Raw genomic sequence first — 19,158 nt, forward strand, 5'->3', positions numbered from 1 at the left:
CAGGGCCATTTGAAAACGGAACGTTGGAAAATGGCGGTTCCTGTTTTAAATGGGCCTGTTTGGGTGTGCGCGATTTTCCTTATCTCACCTGATCAGCCACTTATCACCACGGGCGCGCAGCCCATTGAAGATTGACCGGCCGCCGATGAAGACGACATTGAAGACGGCCCAGAGCAGCACCATGCGCGCGGTGGCGCTGGGGTTGTAGGCGCCGTCGATGAAGTTCAACACGAGAACCAGCGGCAGGTAGACGAGTGTGATGATCGAGCAGGTGACGGCGAGGTATTTGTAGTCGCCGGCGCCGATGAGGATGCCGTCGAGCGCCCACATCCAGCCCGCGAGCGGCAGGAAGATGGCGACGACGATGGTGCCGATGACGATGAGGTGCTGGATGGCCGTGTTGGGGCTGAACATCGGCGCGGCCACGAAGCCGAAGACGATGAGCGCCAGACCGATGCCGATGCCGCCGTAGAGCCCGGCTCGCGCCGAGATCCGCGTCATCTCGCGGGCGCGGCCGTAGCGCTTCGCGCCGATTTCCGTGGCAACGAGCGCCTGGCCGGAGATGCCGATGGCGTCGAGCATGTTGAGCACGAAGTTCCAACTCGAGTTAACGGCCTGGTAGCCGGCGAGCACCTCGGTACCCATGTGGGTGGCGAGTACGACGGTGGCTACCAGGCAGATGCGCAGGGCGAGCGTGCGGATGAAGAGCGGCAGCCCGTCGGCGGCGGTGGCGGTGATGCCCGAGATGCGCGGCGCGAGCGAGACACCGGCGTCGTGCGACCACTTGAGCGAGGGGATGACCAGGTAGATGCCCATGAACCATTGCGCGATGAGCGTGGCGAGCCCGGAGCCCATGATGCCCATGCCGAGTCCGAAGACGAAGAGGAAGTCGAGCGCCGTGTTGAGCACCGCGCCGAGGACTGCGGCGACGAGCGTGATGCGCACTTTCTTGAGTCCGCGGAAGATGCCATTGGCCGCGTAGACCAGCAGCATGCCAGGCAGGCCGAAAATGACCGCCCGCAGGTAGATTACGGCGTTGGTGAGCACCTCGCCCCGCGCGCCCATCAGTTCGCACAGCGGCGTGGCCCCGGCGAAGAACGCCGCCGAGATGATCAGGCCGATGATGAGCGCCAGCCACAGCCCGTCGACGCCGGTCTCGAGCTCCTCGCGTTTGCGCCCCGCGCCCATGAGCTGCCCCACGCGCGAGGTGGTGCCGTAGGCGAGGAAGTTGCAGAGCCCGGCCACGGTGAGCAGCACGGTCGAGCCGATGGAGAGCCCAGCCAACGCGGTGTCGCCGATGTGGCCGACGATGGCTGTGTCGATGAGCACGAAGAGCGGATCGGCGATGAGCTGACCGAACGTGGGAATCGCAAGCGCGAGGATCTGCCGGTTGATGCGGCGGCGTTCGGCGCGGTCGTCGATGGCGGAATCTGTTGAGGTGCCGTCGGAGGAGTGGCTGATTGCGGCGCGGTCGGTTGCTGGGGCCTCGGGCTTTGCGCCGTCAATAGCGTGATTGCTCGCAGTGTGGCCGGCGACGGTCTGTGTGGCGGTCTGGTCGATAACTTGTTCCGCGATGTTGGCCGGGGTCTCGCCGGGCTGGGTTTTGCCCTTGTGTGTTGGTTGGGATTTGTCTGGAGTCATTGTTGTGGGAGTATCGTCTTTCGATCAAAGTCGTGCATACTGGGGTGCGTCGCTGTTGCGCGCCGTGTGTGGTTCTGCATATTGAGAAGCGACATACCAGTATATGGAAGTCTTGTGTTGTCCACAATGCTACAAGCCATGTCGAACCAGTTTCACCTGTGTCGTTTTCGGTCGGTGATTTCGTCGGTCGTTCCGCCAAAATCGGGTTTTCAGGCAAAACGTTTGCTGGGGAAATCACTGAAATATACATCTTTTTGATTGTATTTTGATAATCCAGATATGTATTACAGAGTGACGAATTTTGTCTAACATATAATTAACCGTAATGCAAGTTGAAGCGGTTGTGGAGATTGCTTATCCCCATGCTATCCACATAGTTATCCTCATGGTGTGGATAACTTTTTCGGTTATCCACTGTGTTATCCCCAAAATGTGGATAACTCATATTTTTCATCCACACTGCAGATTCCGAGCGTGTCGTGCTGTGAGCCGAAAACGCAACCGAATTGTCGAGACTGGACATCCACAAAACACCCCCATGAAAATGAAATGCCGTGAAATGCCGTGAATGGTTCGGCCTTGTGGAGTTTTTGCTCTGAGAGGTGTGTAGTTCCGCTTTTCTCCTTATACTTGGCGGCATGGCAGAAGGAAATTCTTGGTCCGATTCCCACTCGGGTGGCGGGTTCGATTCGTCGCGTTCCAGCGCGAACGACATGACGCTGTTCGACCGCGTCCCGCCGCATGACGACGAGGCGGAGATGGCCGTGCTGGGCGGCATGCTGATGAGCAAGGACGCCATCGGCGAGGTCTCGCAGCTGATTGACGTCACCGATTTCTACCAGCCCAAGCACCAGACCATCTACGAGTCGATTGTCACGCTGTTCGCCGCCTCCCAGCCTGTGGACGCCGTGCTGGTGGCCAACGAGCTCATGAAATCCGGCGATCTCGAGAAGGTGGGCGGCGCCGACTACCTGCACAGCCTCGTCGCCTCCGTGCCCACCGCCGCCAACGCTTCGTATTATGCCGAGATCGTGCACCAGCGCGCGATCCTGCGCAACGTCATCGCCGCCGGCACCAAGATCGCCCAGCTCGGCTATTCCGCCGAAGGATCGCAGGCCGAGGACGTGGTGAACCTCGCGCAATCCGAGGTCTATGAGATGAGCGTCGGCAAGGTGCGCCAGGACTATTCGTCCATCGGCTCCGTGGTCCACGACGCGCTCGAGCAGCTCGACGCGATGCAGAAAGGCACCCTTGAGCGTGGCGTGCCCACCGGATTCCGCGACATCGACGACGTGACCCAGGGCCTGCAGCCCGGACAGATGATCGTCGTCGCTGGCCGACCGGCCATGGGCAAGTCCACGCTCGGCGTCGATTTCGCGCGTTCCGCGGCCTTGCACCACGGCATGACCTCGGTGATCTTCTCGCTGGAGATGAGCAAGGTGGAGCTCGCCCAGCGCATCATCTCCGCTGAGACGAACATCCCGCTCGCCGTGATGCGCCACGCCGACGACATCACCCCGGAGCGCTGGAACACCCTCAACAACTTCTGGAGCAAGCTGCAGGACGCGCCGCTCTTCATCGACGACAGCCCCAACATGAGCCTGATGGAGATCCGCGCGAAATGCCGCCGTCTCAAGCAGACCAACGATTTGAAACTCGTGATCATCGATTATCTGCAGCTGATGAGCTCGGGCAAGCGCGAGGAGAGCCGTCAACAGGAGGTCTCCGGATTCTCCCGCGCGCTCAAGCTGCTCGCCAAGGAGCTCGAGGTGCCCGTGGTGGCGCTTTCGCAGCTCAACCGTGGCTCCGAGATGCGCGGCGACCACAAGCCCCAGCTCTCCGATCTGCGTGAGTCCGGCTCGATCGAGCAGGACGCCGATGTGGTCTTCCTGGTGAACCGCCCCGACGTCTATGACAAGGAGGACAGGCCCGGCGAGGCCGACGTCATCCTGGCCAAGCACCGCAACGGCCCGACCGACACCTTCCATCTCGCGTTCCTTGGCGCCACCTCGAAGTTCAAGGATATGCCGCAGGATTACAACCAAGGGGTATGAGCATGGCGAGCATGTCAACTACGAAAAAGCCGTGGAATGCCTTCGCCACACCGACCATCGGCAAGGCCGTGCGCGGGCTTTCGCGTCTGCTGCACCACGGGGGCAGCGCCTTCCCGGGCAAAGTCGTCGAGGGCATCGATCCGGGGTTCCTCGCCCGCACGTTGGGCCAGCTACCCTATGGCGTGGTTCTGGTCTCGGGCACGAACGGCAAGACGACCACCACGCGCATGGTCGCCTCGATCCTGCGCGACCTCGGCTTGAAGGTCTTCACCAACCCCACCGGCTCGAACTTCACGCGAGGCGTCGTGTCAGCTCTGCTGACGGAGGTCTCTGCTGGCGGGCGTTTAGATGCCGATATCGCCGTGCTCGAGCTTGACGAGGCCTATGCGGTTCATTTCGTGCGGCAGGTCAAGCCGCGATATTCGCTGCTGCTCAACGTGATGCGCGACCAGCTCGACCGTTTCGGCGAGATCGACAACACCGCCCGGCTGCTGGGCCATGTGGCCGAGGCCACGACCGACACCGTCGTGTTGAACCGCGAGGACAGGCGCATCTCGGCGCTCGCCGCGCAGGTGCCGCAGGGCACACAGGTGCGCTATTTCGGGCTTTCCGACGATTTGCGCGCGCTCTTCCCCTCGGACGATGACATGCATGATTCCGAGACGGGCACCGATGAGGATGGTGGCGCTGCCGCTGACGGCCATAACGCAAACACAAACGATAAAAACAGCGAATCGGTTGAAGGTAGTCAGAACTCCTATATCCCGCTTTCCAAAATCACCGGAGGAGCGTTGAACAAGACTTCGGGAGATGGTAGCGATACCTCCTCGGGTGTTGCCAATACTTCTGAGGCCGAGAACGCGGATGTCTTGGCTGCCAACACGGCCATCGACGCGTCCGTCATGGTTCCGGATGCCCAGCTGCCTGTCTCCGCTGATGCCGGTACCACTACCAATATCAATACCGGCGCGGATGCCGAAACCAACGCTTCCCAACCCGCCACCTCAGCCATCCCGGTTATGCTCGAAACCGTGTCATCACCCACCTCCGCGGCCGCTCCCGACGCCGAGGAACCGCGCCAGCGCGCCGATGTGGTGCTCAACGCCGTGGGCGACCACGAGGCCGAGTTCATCATGGACGACGCCGAATTCGAGACCACCGTCAAGCTCGAGGGCGTCTACAACCTTTTCAACGCCGCCGCCGCGCTCGCCGTGGTCCGCGCCGTGATGGAAAAGGTGCAGAAGGTCGACAACACGGCTCCCCGGGCCCGAGACGAGCGCCTGGTGCAGGCTGTCTCGCGCGTCACCCCGGCGTTCGGACGCGGAGAGATCATCACCGTCAACGGCTCTCCGGTTGAGCTGCTGCTGGTCAAGAACCCGATGGGCTTCCGCCTTTCGCTGGCCAGTTTCGCGCCCGGTAGCCACGAGACCATGATTGTGATCAACGACGAATACGCCGATGGGCGCGACATGAGCTGGCTCTGGGACGTCGATTTCACCTCACTGCGCCAGACCGGCGTGGCGGTGGTCTCCGGGGTGCGCGCCTGGGATATGGCGCTGCGCCTCGAATATGACGGCGTCGAGGTGGGGCACGTCGACACGGACATCCCGGCCGCCGTCCGCGCCTTCGTGCAGAGCGACCAGGGCGTGCCCAAACACATCTATTGCACCTATACCTCCATGCTGCAGGTTCGCTCGGAACTCGGCAAGCTCACGCAGGTCGCCGACGCGGGCGTTGGCCGTTAGACAAGCAACGACGACGAACAGATAGCAATAAGTGGGCGAAAACGATGATGACACAGCAAACACGGCAGGTGGATGAGATGACGCAAACGGATAGGGAAACAGGCGGATATACGACGGATCCGATGGCCGGAACGGGCCCCCTCGGCCAGTCGCGGCCGATTGATGTGGTCTCGCTCTATCCCAAAGACATGAACATCTACGGCGACTGGGGCAACGTGCTCACCATCCAGCGCCGCCTCGCGCTCTACGGCTACGAGCCGCGCATCCACACCTACAACAGCGGAGACCCCTGGCCCGACCACGTCGACATGATCCTCGGCGGCGGCGGCCAGGACAACGGTCAGAAGCGCATCGCCGACGACTTCTTCAAGCGCGCCGACACCCTCCGCCGCCTCGCGCAAGACGACGTGCCGATGCTCATGATCTGCGGCATGTACCAGCTGTTTGGCGAGTATTTCGAGACCATCGACGGCACCAGGCTCGACGGCATCGGCATTTTCGGCGTCTATACCGAGGGCCGCGAGAAGCGCATGATCGGCAACCTCGTGGAGCATTCGGAGCAGTTCGGCGACGTGATCGGCTACGAGAACCACTCCGGTCAGACCTTCCTGCGCGACGGCGTCGAACCGCTCGGCCGCGTCGACCATGACGGGCAGGGCAACAACGGCGAGGACCACACCGAGGGCGCCCGCGTCCACAACGTCATCGGCACCTACATGCACGGCTCGCTGCTGCCCAAGAACCCCAAGATCTCCGACTTCCTTATCGCAGCCGCAGCCACGCACCGCTACGGCGAGTTCCGCCCGTGGCAGGAGGAGGCGCAGCAGGCCGAGCTCGCCCGCATCGACGAGACCGCCGCCAACGCCCGCCGCGTCGCCGCCTCACGCCCGAGGTAGAAGAGGGAATCAGGGCTCCAGAATCCTTATGGAGTCCGCCGCGGCCAGATACTGGTTCCATCGCGTTCCGACGTCACGCGTCGTGCATTTCATGGTGATGCCGGCCATATACCCGCGAACCGGCAGGGCGATCATCAGCACGTACCATATGCCGTCCTTGACCTCAACGTCATATTTCGTGGCGACGAGTGGGTTGCCGTTACTGTCGTGACAGATGGCGGTTTTGACGTCATGCGGGTTCTTGTGGGCTTTGTATGTGGAGCTCTCCATGGTTTCCACGGTTTTGCGCGCGTCGGAGGGCCAGCGGACGTTGTTCGGGGTGTCGGAGCAGACGATGCGCGTGTCCTCGTCGTCGGGGCTGTAGAAGCAGGTGCGGGGAGGTTCGCGGTACGTCGATCGGAACAGTAGGCGTCGTATCAGGCGGGTGTTGCGCAGCTCCCGCAGGTCCTTCCTCTGCAGGATGAATGATCGTTTCTCTGGTCCGGACACGAAATCGTCGGGAATCTCAAGCGTCACCGCGCCGTCGAAGATGCTGGTCAGTTTGCCCATATCAGGCTCTCTCAATCTGGATGATAACGATTTCAGTGGTTGATAGTTTTTCTTTCCTGTCTGCTCTATCAAGGCTATACGCAGGGCTGATTTTTTATATTATTTCATAAACCTCGCGCGAAGCTGTCTGTATGGCGTTCGCGTGCAGGGGATTCACAGGGGTATGGACTACATTTAGTAGAACATAACAAAACCGACTATTCAGGAGGAATCATGGCGGACTACAAACTGGGTGACGGGCTGCGCAAGGTGTTCCTGGCTGGCGTGGGCGCTTTGGCGACCACCGTCGAAAAGGGCCAGGAGATCGTTGACGACCTGGTGAAGAAGGGTGAGCTGACGGTCGAGCAGGGCAAGTCGCTCAACAGCGAGCTCAAGCGCAGGGCCCAAGGCGCCAAGGATGGCTGGAGCCAGGCCGGTTCGGATGACGACGATGACGCGAAGCCGTCCGATGCCGACGCTGGCACTGATGCCGCCGCCGATAAGGGCGACGACAAGAACGCCGACTGATTCAGGCTTATAGGTCTAGATTGGGCTACGCCGAGAGGCGACGGCCGCGCTGTGCCATAAGTGGCAGACGCCGGGCCGAGGTCGTTTGCGGCTTAAGCTATGGCTGGGCCACGGCTGGCTGCTGCTGACGTGACAAGCGGCCGCCTCTGGCTGGTCCGGCATGGTTTACGCCATAAACAAGCCACTGAGTGGACGTAAGTGGCCCATATATGTCGCCTTTGTATGTTTCCGACATAAGTAAGCCGCTTGGTGGTCGTCAGTGGCGTGAATATGGCGGATTTTGGATGATGTGGATGATGGGTGGTTGCGATGGTCGACAATGAGAGGCTGACCAAGGACGCTTCGACTTCCGACGCGCGTGAGGGACAGGAGTCTGACGGCGCGGCGCGGCAGACCGATTCTCGTGTCGGCAAGCCCTCGATGTCCGCCACTTCGAGCGACGGAAATACCGCAGGCCAGAGCGACAACGCGGAAGGTAATGGCGTGAACGTCTCGGCTGGCGATGCCGCGGCCGAGCGTGGTGAGAATAGTGAAAACACCGCCAACGATTCTACGGACGGCACGTCTGCCAGCCCGTCTACGGACACATCCACCAATGCGTCCTCAGCCACGTTTGCCAATGCGTCTTCCGATACATCTGCCAACGATTCCAGTAGCACCTCTGCCAATACATTTAGCAACGCATCCGATGACGCTTTTAGCGACACTTCCGCGATTAACGCGGCCGCAGCGGCCACCGCAACCGCCACCGCCGTCAACGACGACGAGCTCAGCCTGTTCGGCGGCCATCGCGAGTCCTTCTCGCAGCGCTATCACCTCACCCGTCGCGGCAAGGTCAAGCGGCTCGGCCAGATCGCGCGCATCATGGGCCAGTTCGACATCAGAAAAGGCCTCACCCCGGTGAAGATGCGGCTGATGCTTGAGGCGCTCGGCCCCACCTTCGTCAAGGTCGGCCAGATGCTCTCGATGCGCTCCGAGATCCTGCCGCAGCAATATTGCGACGAGCTCGCCAAACTACGTGCCGACGCGGATCCGATGCCCTACCAGACCGTCATCGACACGCTCACCAGCGAGTACGGCAGGCCGGTCGACGAGGTCTTCGCCAACATCGACCCGAAGCCCCTCGGCTCGGCCTCGTTGGCGCAGGTGCATCGTGCCACACTCATCACCGGCGAGGACGTGGCCGTGAAGGTCCAGCGCCCCGGCGTGCGCCAGACGATGGCCCAGGACGTCTCGATTATGCGCTCGATCGCCAAGGTCGCCACCAAGGTGATGAGCGAGAGCCTGCAGGTGGTCGACCTGGGCGGTGTGGTCGAGGAGCTGTGGGACACCTTCGAGGACGAGACCGACTTTCTCGTCGAGGCCCGCCATCTCGCGGAATTCAAGCGTTTCTGCAACCATTACCGCTACATGGACTGCCCCAAGCCTTACGAGGACCTCTGCACCCAGCACGTCGTGGTGATGGACTACGTCGACGGCATCTCGCTTTCGCACACCGGCGAGCTCGTGGCCGCCGGCTACGACCTCAAGGAGATCGGCACCAAACTGGTCGATAATTACGCCGCCCAGATCCTCGACAACGGCTTCTTCCATGCTGACCCGCACCCGGGCAACGTCATCATCTCAGGTGGCCAGATCGTGCTGATCGACCTTGGTATGACCGGCAGGCTCAACCGCAAATCCCGCGCGCTGATCAGGCAGATGGTCTTCGCCGTGGGCAAGCAGGATTCGCCCGCGCTCGCCGACGGGCTGCTGCGTTTCGCCGGCATGCAGCGCGACCCCGAGGACTACCCGCAGCTGCTCGCCGACCTCGACGTGATTGTTGAGGAATACGGCAAGGTCGACCTGGCCGAGCTCGACATTGCCGATTTCATCACCTCGCTGACCAGCCTCGCTCAGCGCCACGGCATCGAGGTGCCCAGCACGGTCACCACGATGGGCCGCGCGCTCGTCACCCTTGAGGGCCTGCTCGACGAGTTCATCCCCGACGTCAACATGATCCAGATCATCACCGACCACATCACCTCCAGCACGCCCATCGACAAGGCGGTGAAGGACGAGGCCGAAACCCTCGTCGTCGAGGGGCAGAAGGCCATGCACGGGGCGCTTTCGGCGCTCGCGGAGAGCCAGGTGGCCGCGCGCATGCTCACCCGAGGGCAGTTGCGCATGAACATGGAGCTGGTGGGCAGCGAGGAGCCGCTCAAACAGGTCTCCGACATGATCAACCGCCTGACCATGGCGCTCATCGTCGTCGGCCTCTTCGTCGGCTCGTCGATCATCTACTACGCCGGCATGAAGCCCATCATCTTCGGCATTCCGGTCGTCGGTTTCATGGGCTACGTCGTCGCTTTCATCCTCTCCGCCTGGATCGTCTTCGACATCTACTTCAAAGGCCGCAAAGCCAAAAAGGCCGCCAAGGCCGCCCGGGGTCGGTGATGGTTGAGCTATGTTTCTTGGTTTCAGCGCGGATGACATCTCTGAAGCCATATGAGGATAGCAAAAGCTCCTTTCACACTTCGATGCATCCGAATATTTCGGAATGCTGAACGTGAAAGGAGCTTTTTAAAACTTCGAAACGTTACCGGTTTCGCGGCTGCTGGAATCCGCTCAGTCGATCAGGCCGTAGAGGCGGTCGCCGGCGTCGCCGAGGCCCGGGACGATGTAGCCGTGCTCGTTGAGCTTCTCGTCGAGGCCGCACACCACGACCTTGAAATCGATGCTCGGGTCGAGCGTCTCCTCAACGCGCTTGAGGCCTTCGGGGGCCGCGATGATGTTGATGGAGGTGATGTCCTTCGCGCCGCGTTCGGCGAGGTAGTGGGTCGCCGCGACGGTGGTGCCGCCGGTGGCGAGCATCGGGTCGAGCAGGAAGCACTGGCGGCCGGTGAGGTCCTCGGGCAGGCGGTTCGCGTAGGTGATGATGTCGAGGGTGTCCTCGTCGCGCTTCATGCCCAGGAAGCCGACTTCGGCGGTGGGCAGCAGCTTGGTCATGCCGTCGAGCATGCCGAGGCCGGCGCGCAGAATCGGCACCACCATCGGGCGGGGCTTGGCCAGGTGCTTGCCGGTCATCTTGCAGATCGGGGTCTCGATCTCGCGGTCGACCACGTCGAGGTTACGGGTCGCCTCGTAGGCCTCGAGCGTCACCAGTTCGCTGACGAGCTCTCGGAAGATGTTGGAAGGTGTGTTCTTGTCGCGCAGGACGGTGAGCTTGTGCTCAACCAGCGGGTGATCCAAAACATGAAGTTGCATACTTCTAGAATATGCCGAGCCATGGTTATTGCGAAATCTGGTGTGAAAAGATTTCGTTTGGTGAAACTGCGTGATTCGTATGATTTTTGATGCGACCGAAGGTATGGAAACGCTTGGGAACCGCTGGAATCTTGCTTTGCCGCCATTATGGTCGCCGACGTTGGTCGAAATTGAAACGGATTGGAAGATATTTTTCGCTGCTGTCTGGCTGATTGACTGTCTTATAGACAATGATTGTTTTGGTGAAATAGCCTACAACCCTGGAATGGTCGCCTGCGGTGACATCGCCGTAAGCAAAGTGAAACGCTGAACCGCGAAAGCGCCTGTCGGCGCGCACGCCGCTCGCAGCGGCAAAAAATGAAGCCCGGGGCTTAAGCACGGCTCAGCGCGATTCCAAGCATAACAGTTTTGAGTCGCTACACGCCCAGCGCGTAAAGTGTTTTCCGGCCGGGCAAATCTTGGTAACAGCTTGTTATGCGTCTTGCCATTTAGGTGTATTTCAGCCTATTCGAATGTATCCTCGACCTACTCCAGCTTGCCCTGGCGCCACAGACTGGCCCCGTGGCGAAAATCGCGCGAGGTGGTCATCAGGTTGCTGGCGGTGTGCATCAGTCGGGCCGCCACTGTGCGTGGGTCCTGCGATGCCGGTCCCGCGGAACTTGCCGGGCCCTTGCCCGCACGGAACCGGGCATCGGCATGGCTGAGCGTGGAATCATAGCGGTTCGGAGCGTTTTCGCCAGTACTTTTGCCAGTGTTCTCGGTATGCTCATCGCCGCCCAGGCCCTCGCGCTCGGCACGCTCGATATCCTCGCGCAACTGCCTCAAATGCGCCTCGCGTTGGGCGTTGCGCGCCGCCTCCTGCTTGCGGGCGCGCATGGTGAGCACCTTCGCCTCGAAGCCGAGCCCCTTGGCCACCACGTCGACGAAGGCCGCGGCGCGTTCCAGCGCCACCGCGAAATCGCCGGTGAACGCGCCGGAAAGGATGGAATCGGCGGTGTGCACGATGTCGGCCTCGCTCGGTGGGGTGTCGACGCCCGCGATGGCCGACGCGGCGGTCTCCTCGGGCTCGGCCACGCGCCACAGCCTGGCGATCGAGCCCTGGTTCTTGCACATCCAGGTGCGCAGCAGGTAGAGCCGCCAGAGGATGCCCGGCAGCGAATCGGGTTCGGAATGGCTCCAAAGCTCGGCGATGATGTCGACGCCCTCGCGGTCCACCAGCGTGAGCACACGTTCGACGACCTGCGGGTCCTGGGTGTGGTGCACGCGGTCGAGCAGCGCCGAGGCCGAGGCGTGGCTCATCTCGCTGATTTCCTCGGGATCCATGCCTCCCGCCATTTTCTCGGTGAGCGCCGGGTCGAGCTGGGCGGGGCGCGATGGGCGCGAGGAGCCGAGGCGTGTGGGGGCGAAGCCGGGATGGCTCGAGTTGACGGAACCGGAACTGTAATGCACTGAATTAGTAGACAAGTGGCGCCATTCTTTGGATATCGATGATGCGCGGGCCGTCGGGGGTGCGGATCACAAACAGCGCCACAGCATTGCCGGTGGGCATGTACGGCGATTTCGCGATGAGCTGCTTGGCCAGCGTCTTGGACGAACATATTGTACGCAGATGTTCGAAGATTCCGCCGATGACCGGCCTGTGCATGCAGATCGCGGTCGCCCGGCTATATTCGACAGCTTTCGCTGATATGTCGGCGTTGCCGGGGTTCTGGGCGCTGGCGGTCTGCATGGCGCTCGTCGCAACGGTGTTCTCTACGCGCTTATCGTCTGTGTCGGAGCGCTTTTTGTCGTTGGTTTTATCGGTGTGCTTGCCATCGTCTTTTGCGCTGACAGGGGTTTCGCCTTTCTCGCCACCGCTTGGACCATCAGCCTCGCCGATATGCTTGCCGCCATCCACGAGGTCACGCATCGCGGAGGTGCGGGGGACCGTGGCGTACATCTTCTCATCCATCGCAGCTTGGTGGGCCTCGGCTTTGGTCTGGTGTGAGTCGTCCCGCGTCGCCGTGGTCTCATCGCTGTCGCCATTGCCAACATTGCCGCCGCCAATGCCTTCATTGTCATCGAGCAGGAAATTGATGTCCTCCTCGATTCGTTGCCAGGCCTTGTCGGGGTCGCTGGCGAACGAGTCCTCGGTCAGCTCGGGGACGGGTATCACCGGCAGGTTGGTGTGCCAGGCATATGGCTCGATGGTCTCCATGCACCGCAGCCATGGTGAGGAGAAAAGTTGCGAGGGGTTGTAGCAGGCCAGCTCCTGGTTGAGCGCGAAGCTCGCCGAAGCGCCCCGAGGGGTGATCGGCCGGTTGGCATCGGTGCCGTTCCAGTGTTTGCGCGATTCCGCTTTGCTGTGGCGGACGATGATGACCGTCCTGCTTTCGAGCGCGCCTTGCCGGATGCGTTCGACGAACAGGTCGAGTATTTCGCGGTCATGGGCGTGGGAAAGCCGCTTGCGCGCCTTGGGAATCGACATCCACCGCACCTCGTCCACCTCGCTGTCCTTCGCGGGGTTGATCGGGCCGATGGCCGGTTCGCGGCGGCGTGAGTCCTCATCGGTGATGGGCCGCGCCATCCAATAGGTCACGTGCTTGGTCGAGACGGGGCTGGCCTTGGTGCGTTTGGCGTTCGTGCCCTCCGCGTCGAGCGGGTAATCCACCTCGCCGAGCTTCGGCCCAAGCGCGACAGGCACGCCGGTCTCCTCCTCCATCTCGCGCACGGCGGCGTGGCGGTTGGACTCGTTCTCCTCGAGCTTGCCTTTCGGCCAACTCCAGTCGTCGTATTTCGGCCGATGGACCATGCAGACCTCGAGACCGGGGAATGTGGCCTGCGCGCGGGCGGTGCCGTGACGATGCTTTTTCTTCCGATGTTGCTTGGCTGGCTTGTCGGACGTGTTCGTTTTGTCCGATTTGCCCCCGTCGGGTTGCGTCGAAAAAGAATTCTTGCCATTGCCTGTGCTGACGAGTGAAGGAACCCTATACGTCGCGGTGTCAACGCGGCTCTTTGCAACCTCGTTCGCCTCGCCTGTCGGCCGCACCCAACGATAGGGGATGCCGCCCGCGGCCTCGACGATATGCGATGGTTTCTCGCTCATACGCTGCCCTTCCGCCTGTTGCCTGCACTTTGGGCAACGTTCGGTGCTGGCATCACCGGATGCCACTCGTTGTTCGCGTCAGATTCCTTGGGCGTCGCGGAAATTCCGGATATCTTGGAATATCCGCGACGTTTGGAAATTCAATCAAAGCGCCATTTCGCGGCCTGCGTCACCTCTGCTTGCCGCGTTGATGCGTCTTGATGAGGTACTCCTGGCAGTCCACCAGCGGCTTGCCGTTCTCGTCGTGGGAATGGCGGATATAGGTGCCGTCGGGCTGCATATGCCAGGACGAGGTGGCGTCGGCCATCTGCAGGTCCACATAATCGATCAGCGAGGAGATCTCGCCCGGGTCGGTGATGCGCACCAGCGCCTCCACACGGCGGTCGAGGTTGCGGTGCATCAGGTCGGCCGAGCCGATCCAGACCTCCGGGCCGGCCACCGGGCCTTCGCCGATCTGCGGCCCTTCGGAATTGGCGAAGGCGTAGATACGGCTGTGCTCGAGGAACCTGCCGAGAATCGAACGGACGCGGATGTTCTCGCTCAGGCCCGGAACGCCGGGTTTCAGCGAGCAGATACCGCGCACCACGAGGTCGATCTTCACTCCGGCCTGGCTGGCGTGGTAGAGGGCATCGATGGTCTGTTCGTCGACGATGGAGTTGACCTTGATCTTCACCCATGCCTCGTGGCCGGCCCTGGCGGCGTCCTCCTCGCGGCGGATGCGTTTGATGAGGCCGGTGCGCGCGGTGCGGGGCGCGACGAGCAGACGGTGGAAGCTGGAACGTGGGGCGTAGCCGGAAAGCTGGTTGAACAGGCGTGTCAGGTCCTGGCCGACCACCGGGTTGCAGGTCAACAGGCCCAGGTCGGTGTATTGGCGGGCGGTCTTCGGGTTGTAGTTACCGGTGCCCACATGGCAGTAGCGGCGCAGCCCGTCGGCCTCCTGGCGCACGACCAGCGAGAGCTTGCAGTGGGTCTTCAAGCCCACAATGCCATAGACGACGTGCACGCCTGCGCGCTCGAGCTTGCGGGCCCAGGCGATGTTGGCGTCCTCGTCGAAACGCGCCTTGATCTCCACCAGCGCCAGCACCTGCTTGCCGGCGTGCGCGGCGTCGACCAGCGCGTCGATGATTGGCGAGTTGCTTGAGGTGCGGTAGAGCGTCTGCTTGATGGCCAGCACCTTCGGGTCGGCGGCGGCCTGCGCCAGGAAGGCCTGCACCGAGGTGGAGAACGAATCGTAGGGGTGGTGCAGCAGGATGTCGCGCTCGCGGATGGCGGCGAAGATGTCCTGCGCGCGGCTCGACTCGACGGTGGCGATCTGCCGGTTCGTGGTCGGGATGAACGGCTTGTTCTTGAGGTCCGGGCGGTCGATGTCCTGCAGCTCGAACAGCAGCGTCATGTCGAGCGGCGCGGGCAGACGGAAGATCTCCTCCTCGTTGACGCGCAGGCGACGGGCGAGCAGCTGCGAGAGGAACGGGCTGGTGGAATCGCTGATCTCCAGGCGGATCGGCGGCCCGAAGCGACGGCGCAGCAGCTCCTTTTCCATCGCGTTCAGGAGGTTCTCGGCGTCGTCCTCCTCCACGTCAATGTCCTCGTTACGGGTGACGCGGAACGAGCGCGCCTCCTTGATGATCATGCCGGGGAACAGCGACTCGAGGTGCGCGATGATGAGGTTCTCCATGGTGATGAAGCCATAGCGCTCCTCGCGGCTTTCCTCGTCCGTCAAATCGTCGACGGGCACAAGGCGGTTGAGGTTGTCTGGCACTTTGACGCGCGCGAAATGCGTCTTGCCGCTGTTCGGGTTCTCGACCAAGACGGCGAGATTCAAAGATCCGCCGGAAATATAGGGGAACGGGTGCGCCGGGTCGAAGGCGAGCGGCGTCAGAACCGGGAAGACCTGCTGGCGGTAGTAGCGCGAAAGGCGTTCCTGCTCGGCGCTGGTGAGCTTGTCCCAGCTCAACAGGATGATGTGCTCCTTCGCGAGTTCGGGGAGGATATGGTCGATGACCTCGCCGGCGTGCTCGGCTTGCAGTTCGTGCGTGGTCTCGCTGATCGAACGCAGCTGCTGGCGCGGGCTCAGGCCCGAGGCGGAGGTCACCGCGATGCCGGTGTCGATGCGTCGTTTGAGGCCGGCGACGCGCACCATGAAGTATTCGTCGAGGTTCGAGGCGAAAATGCCCGCGAAGTTGGCCCGCTCCAGAAGCGGGGTCTCGGGGTCTTCGGCCAGTTCGAGCACGCGCTTGTTGAATTTGAGCCAGCTTAGCTCGCGGTCGAAATACCGGTTTTCGGGCAATGGCCGCTCTTCCGGCAGCGGGTGCCGCTTGTCGGTCTTCTCGGTTTCCGCGATGTGCTCAGCGATCTGGCTGCGCAACAGCGCCTTGGAAGGTGCGTCAAAAATCTGTGCCATTCTTTTACTTTAAGCAGGGGTCGGGAGTTATCGAGACCGCGAAACGCTGGGCCCGTAAAATGTGGATAACTTTTTTCTGTGCACCGCGACACGCCTCAAATGTGGATAATCCCAACCGTTCGACCACATTACCCGTTTGTGCTTGTTTCTTTGGGTGAATTCCTGTTTTCTGAGTAGTGAACGTCAAGGCGATCTAGAAGGGAATGACACGTTGGAATTGCGGAAAATATCAAAAATGATATTATCAATATTGATAACTAAACAGGTGACGCCATGAGCGGCTTCGAGATCGAGTTCTACACCCTGCCCGACGGCACCCAGCCCGTTCGAGAGTTGATTGATTCGCTCGACGCCAAGCTCTCCAGAAAGGTGCTGGATGACTTGGACATGCTCAGACATTACGGTAATCGGCTTCGCGAGCCATACTCCAAAAGGGTTTCGGATGGTGTTTTCGAGCTGCGGATAAGGCAGTCGAGCAATAGTGTTCGCGTGCTGTATTTCTTCGTGGCAGGAAGACGAATCGTGGTCACCCATGGCTTTGTCAAGAAAAGCAACAAGTTGCCGCGCGCCGAGTTGCGCAGAGCGAAACGCTATCGCCAGGATTGGCTGGAAAGGAACAGGTGAGCGATGGACGATCTGGATAGGTATATAGCAAGCCGAAAGAGCCGTGATCCTAAATTCGCCAAGGAGTTCGAAGCGACGAGGCCGGAGCATGAGGCCGCGTTGGCCATTATGAAGGCGCGTATCGAGGCTCAGATGACCCAGGAGGAGCTGGCGGAGCGCTCGGGCATGAGGGCCTCCAACATCTCGCGGCTGGAGAGCGGGCGTTCCGTGCCCACGGTCAGGACCCTCGCGCAGATCGCCAAGGGGCTGGGGCGCAGGCTCAAGATCGAGTTCGTGTGAGTGAGGAGGCTGGCGCCGGGTTTGAGGCACTTGTTTCGCTGTAGGACAAACGAAATAACAAAATCGCACAGACTTCTTGATAAAGGCCGCAAAAGGTGACATTTTGTGTGCGTTGCGGGCTTGGAAGCAACGTTTGCGACCATTACCGCACAAATGCCCTTTCTGGCTTGCTTCCGGCCGGTTCGGCGGCGATAATGACAAGTACAAGGAAAACTGAACAGGCAGAGCCCACAAGAAAATAAAGATCCTTATGATCTTGACGTTGGACGGGCGATTGTTAAAGCTTACCGTTGCGACGATGGTGTTGTGCCGAGAATCTGCCAGTAGGTTGGACTTGCAGGAGACCCGCTTCGGTGGGTCTCCTTTTTATTTCCAGGTGCTTGGTGTTCGGTGTCGGTGGCGCGTTTGTGGACGTTTTGCCCTGAGGTGGCGGCTGGGGCGCGGCTGTCTGGGTCTGTCTCCTAAAGTCGTAGCTATGAGCGACGAATCCGAACAGCAAGGCAACGGCCAGATGGCCTCCAACTTCGACGCCACCGGTTCCCGGCAAGGCGGCGAAGCCCCGGCTCCCAACGCGCCAGAGACCGCTGCGCCCGTGCCGCAAGCTACCGTGGATGGCGGGGCCTCGAATGGCAACCCGCCAATGCCTCCCGCCCCCAAGAGCCAGGGCGTTGCGGATGGTGCCAACGCCGCGGCCGGGCAGCCGAACGTCGCCGAGCCCACGGTTGCGCCGACTCTTGGACAGCCGGTCGGCGGAGCCGGTGAGAGCGCCCAATGGACGCCGATCTCCGCTGATGCCGCTGGTGCCAAGAGTTCCTCGTCGTCTCCCGTTATTCCCCATATTCCGGTGAGCTCTCCCGACCAGGCGCGTGACATCTTCAATGGCGCCGTGGCCTCGTCCCCGTCGTCGACTTCCTCCGTTTTCTCCGCCGCGGCGTCCAACGGATTCGGTGACTCCGGCTCACAGATCGAGGACCTGTTCTCCGAGACGAAAGGTGAGGGCAACGGCTCATCCGCCGACGATGACGGAGTCGCCAAAGGCCTGGCGAAAATCGATCCGCTGACCATCCGCCCGCGCGTCTCCAGCTCCGTGCTTGCCATAGTGCTCGCGCTCCTGTGCTTCGCCGGTGCCGCCGGCGTCTATTGGTTTGGCGTGCACACGGTGAGTGGTCAGAATTACGATGAGATCTCCTGGGTCGGGCTCAAAGGCGCTGTGCCCGGCTGGTTCCTGACGCTGTCGCACATCCTGCAGACGAACGTCGTCATCCTCGTCTTGAGCCTGGCCATGGCTGTGGTGGCCTTGGTCGTCGCCGCCGTGCGCAAGCGTTGGTGGCTTTTCGGCCAGATCCTTGTCCTCGGCGTGGTCTGCTATGCCGTGACGTGGCTGAAGCGCCTCCTCCCGCGTCCGTTCCTCATCAACACGGAATCGACCCACGCCAACACGGCCCCCTCCGGCCACACCCTGCTGGCGGTCGGCGCGGGGTTGGCGCTGCTGATCGCGGTGCCTCGCGTGTGGCGCGCGTTGGTCGCCGTCATCGAGGCCACGTATGCGGTGGCGGTGGCGCTGTCGCTGGTCGTCGTGCGCTGGCATCGCCCTTCGGACGTGGTGATGTCGTTGCTGCTCGCCGCGGGACTGACGCTGCTGGCGTTGGCGTTCACCAGGAAATCCGGCATGGACGACCCGGGCAACCGAGTCTCGTCCGCCAGCATCCAGATCGTCGCCAGCATCATGGTGACGTTCGGCATCTGCTCCACCTGCTACGCCGGCTACCTCTTCTGGCAGCTCTACCCGGGCCTCGATATGGGCGCGAAATGGACGTATGGCGCCGCCTATGCGTCGTTCACCGCCGTGGTGCTCGGCCTGTCGTGCCTGCTTTTCGGTCTCGTGCTCGCTCTGCGTCAGCTCACCGCCTCACCACTGACCAGGCTCGGCTTGGTCGGCGCGCCTCCCGCACCGCCGCAGAAGTGACGCGTGAATCGACGAGATGGATGGCCTGGCGTCGTTGCGATGCCGGGCTTGCCGAATGGCTTGCGCCGCCCGCGCGCCATACCTTATCTATTGCCTCCGCCACGCGCTGTGCTAACGTTGCGCCAAGAGTCATGAGTAATATGACTAGATATAACCCTTATGGAA

Annotated in this window: 15 protein-coding genes; 9 read left to right on the top strand and 6 right to left on the bottom strand. The window is 61.7% G+C overall.

Annotated features, from left to right (window positions below; translation table 11 throughout):
- Positions 1–84 precede the first annotated feature (84 nt).
- Positions 85–1,641 (bottom strand): MATE family efflux transporter, encoded by a 1,557-nt coding sequence (locus tag OZY47_RS00880; RefSeq protein ID WP_277178079.1) that lies wholly within the window; start codon positions 1,639–1,641, stop codon positions 85–87.
- 713 nt (positions 1,642–2,354) lie between these two features.
- Between OZY47_RS00880 and dnaB the strand changes: the two genes are divergently transcribed.
- The 3 genes from dnaB (at position 2,355) to OZY47_RS00895 (ending at position 6,336) form a co-directional block, all read left to right on the top strand.
- Positions 2,355–3,695, top strand: coding sequence for a replicative DNA helicase (gene dnaB / locus OZY47_RS00885; protein WP_277179017.1), 1,341 nt, complete (start codon positions 2,355–2,357; stop codon positions 3,693–3,695).
- Between the two features lie 11 nt (positions 3,696–3,706).
- Entirely contained in the window at positions 3,707–5,440 is a 1,734-nt protein-coding gene (locus OZY47_RS00890) for a MurT ligase domain-containing protein (protein WP_277178080.1), read from the top strand.
- A 122-nt stretch (positions 5,441–5,562) separates the two neighbouring features.
- Positions 5,563–6,336: a glutamine amidotransferase gene (locus OZY47_RS00895; protein ID WP_277179019.1), complete on the top strand. Its 774-nt coding sequence runs from the start codon at positions 5,563–5,565 to the stop codon at positions 6,334–6,336.
- Positions 6,337–6,345: 9 nt separating this feature from the next.
- On the opposite strand, the gene OZY47_RS00900 is transcribed toward OZY47_RS00895, so the two are convergent.
- Positions 6,346–6,885: a hypothetical protein gene (locus tag OZY47_RS00900; protein WP_277178081.1), complete on the bottom strand. Its 540-nt coding sequence runs from the start codon at positions 6,883–6,885 to the stop codon at positions 6,346–6,348.
- 213 nt (positions 6,886–7,098) lie between these two features.
- Here OZY47_RS00900 and OZY47_RS00905 point away from each other — a divergent pair, with 213 nt between their 5' ends.
- Together OZY47_RS00905 and OZY47_RS00910 are read left to right on the top strand one after the other, a co-directional pair.
- Complete coding sequence (locus OZY47_RS00905; RefSeq protein ID WP_277178082.1) at positions 7,099–7,392, top strand: hypothetical protein; 294 nt, start codon at positions 7,099–7,101, stop codon at positions 7,390–7,392.
- Between the two features lie 309 nt (positions 7,393–7,701).
- Positions 7,702–9,828: an AarF/UbiB family protein gene (locus tag OZY47_RS00910; RefSeq protein WP_277178083.1), complete on the top strand. Its 2,127-nt coding sequence runs from the start codon at positions 7,702–7,704 to the stop codon at positions 9,826–9,828.
- Between the two features lie 171 nt (positions 9,829–9,999).
- Here the strand turns inward: OZY47_RS00910 and upp are convergent, their stop codons facing one another.
- Positions 10,000–10,638 carry a uracil phosphoribosyltransferase gene (upp, locus tag OZY47_RS00915; RefSeq protein ID WP_277178084.1) on the bottom strand — a complete coding sequence of 213 codons (639 nt, stop codon included), beginning with the start codon at positions 10,636–10,638 and terminating at the stop codon, positions 10,000–10,002.
- 70 nt (positions 10,639–10,708) lie between these two features.
- Here upp and OZY47_RS00920 point away from each other — a divergent pair, with 70 nt between their 5' ends.
- A complete protein-coding gene (locus OZY47_RS00920) occupies positions 10,709–10,948 on the top strand; it encodes a hypothetical protein (RefSeq protein ID WP_277178085.1) in 240 nt (79 codons plus the stop codon).
- Between the two features lie 215 nt (positions 10,949–11,163).
- Here the strand turns inward: OZY47_RS00920 and OZY47_RS00925 are convergent, their stop codons facing one another.
- The 3 genes from OZY47_RS00925 to OZY47_RS00935 all read right to left on the bottom strand — a co-directional run bounded on the left by OZY47_RS00925 (position 11,164) and on the right by OZY47_RS00935 (position 16,124).
- On the bottom strand, positions 11,164–12,102 hold the full coding sequence (locus tag OZY47_RS00925; RefSeq protein WP_277178086.1) for a hypothetical protein: 939 nt from the start codon (positions 12,100–12,102) through the stop codon (positions 11,164–11,166).
- Positions 12,092–13,723, bottom strand: a complete 1,632-nt coding sequence (locus tag OZY47_RS00930; RefSeq protein ID WP_277178087.1) for an NUDIX hydrolase — start codon at positions 13,721–13,723, stop codon at positions 12,092–12,094. The genes OZY47_RS00925 and OZY47_RS00930 overlap by 11 nt, the downstream gene beginning before the upstream one ends.
- A gap of 169 nt (positions 13,724–13,892) precedes the next feature.
- Complete coding sequence (locus OZY47_RS00935) at positions 13,893–16,124, bottom strand: RNA degradosome polyphosphate kinase (RefSeq protein WP_277178088.1); 2,232 nt, start codon at positions 16,122–16,124, stop codon at positions 13,893–13,895.
- 273 nt (positions 16,125–16,397) lie between these two features.
- Here OZY47_RS00935 and OZY47_RS00940 point away from each other — a divergent pair, with 273 nt between their 5' ends.
- The 3 genes from OZY47_RS00940 to OZY47_RS00950 all read left to right on the top strand — a co-directional run bounded on the left by OZY47_RS00940 (position 16,398) and on the right by OZY47_RS00950 (position 18,993).
- The gene (locus OZY47_RS00940; RefSeq protein ID WP_277178089.1) at positions 16,398–16,748 is read left to right on the top strand and encodes a type II toxin-antitoxin system RelE/ParE family toxin; all 351 of its coding nucleotides are present in this window, start codon (positions 16,398–16,400) and stop codon (positions 16,746–16,748) included.
- A gap of 3 nt (positions 16,749–16,751) precedes the next feature.
- Positions 16,752–17,027 carry a helix-turn-helix transcriptional regulator gene (locus tag OZY47_RS00945; protein ID WP_277178090.1) on the top strand — a complete coding sequence of 92 codons (276 nt, stop codon included), beginning with the start codon at positions 16,752–16,754 and terminating at the stop codon, positions 17,025–17,027.
- 475 nt (positions 17,028–17,502) lie between these two features.
- Complete coding sequence (locus OZY47_RS00950; protein WP_277178091.1) at positions 17,503–18,993, top strand: phosphatase PAP2 family protein; 1,491 nt, start codon at positions 17,503–17,505, stop codon at positions 18,991–18,993.
- The last annotated feature ends 165 nt before the right edge of the window (positions 18,994–19,158 follow it).

The organism is Bifidobacterium sp. ESL0790, from assembly GCF_029395435.1.
GTDB lineage: Bacteria > Actinomycetota > Actinomycetes > Actinomycetales > Bifidobacteriaceae > Bifidobacterium.

Bases quoted from the DNA above. Each gene is read 5' to 3' on its own strand.
- OZY47_RS00880 (WP_277178079.1), bottom strand. From the start codon at position 1,641: ATGACTCCAGACAAATCCCAACCAACACACAAGGGCAAAACCCAGCCC.
- dnaB (WP_277179017.1), top strand. From the start codon at position 2,355: ATGACGCTGTTCGACCGCGTCCCGCCGCATGACGACGAGGCGGAGATG.
- OZY47_RS00890 (WP_277178080.1), top strand. From the start codon at position 3,707: ATGTCAACTACGAAAAAGCCGTGGAATGCCTTCGCCACACCGACCATC.
- OZY47_RS00895 (WP_277179019.1), top strand. From the start codon at position 5,563: ATGGCCGGAACGGGCCCCCTCGGCCAGTCGCGGCCGATTGATGTGGTC.
- OZY47_RS00900 (WP_277178081.1), bottom strand. From the start codon at position 6,885: ATGGGCAAACTGACCAGCATCTTCGACGGCGCGGTGACGCTTGAGATT.
- OZY47_RS00905 (WP_277178082.1), top strand. From the start codon at position 7,099: ATGGCGGACTACAAACTGGGTGACGGGCTGCGCAAGGTGTTCCTGGCT.
- OZY47_RS00910 (WP_277178083.1), top strand. From the start codon at position 7,702: ATGGTCGACAATGAGAGGCTGACCAAGGACGCTTCGACTTCCGACGCG.
- upp (WP_277178084.1), bottom strand. From the start codon at position 10,638: ATGCAACTTCATGTTTTGGATCACCCGCTGGTTGAGCACAAGCTCACC.
- OZY47_RS00930 (WP_277178087.1), bottom strand. From the start codon at position 13,723: ATGAGCGAGAAACCATCGCATATCGTCGAGGCCGCGGGCGGCATCCCC.
- OZY47_RS00935 (WP_277178088.1), bottom strand. From the start codon at position 16,124: ATGGCACAGATTTTTGACGCACCTTCCAAGGCGCTGTTGCGCAGCCAG.
- OZY47_RS00940 (WP_277178089.1), top strand. From the start codon at position 16,398: ATGAGCGGCTTCGAGATCGAGTTCTACACCCTGCCCGACGGCACCCAG.
- OZY47_RS00945 (WP_277178090.1), top strand. From the start codon at position 16,752: ATGGACGATCTGGATAGGTATATAGCAAGCCGAAAGAGCCGTGATCCT.
- OZY47_RS00950 (WP_277178091.1), top strand. From the start codon at position 17,503: ATGAGCGACGAATCCGAACAGCAAGGCAACGGCCAGATGGCCTCCAAC.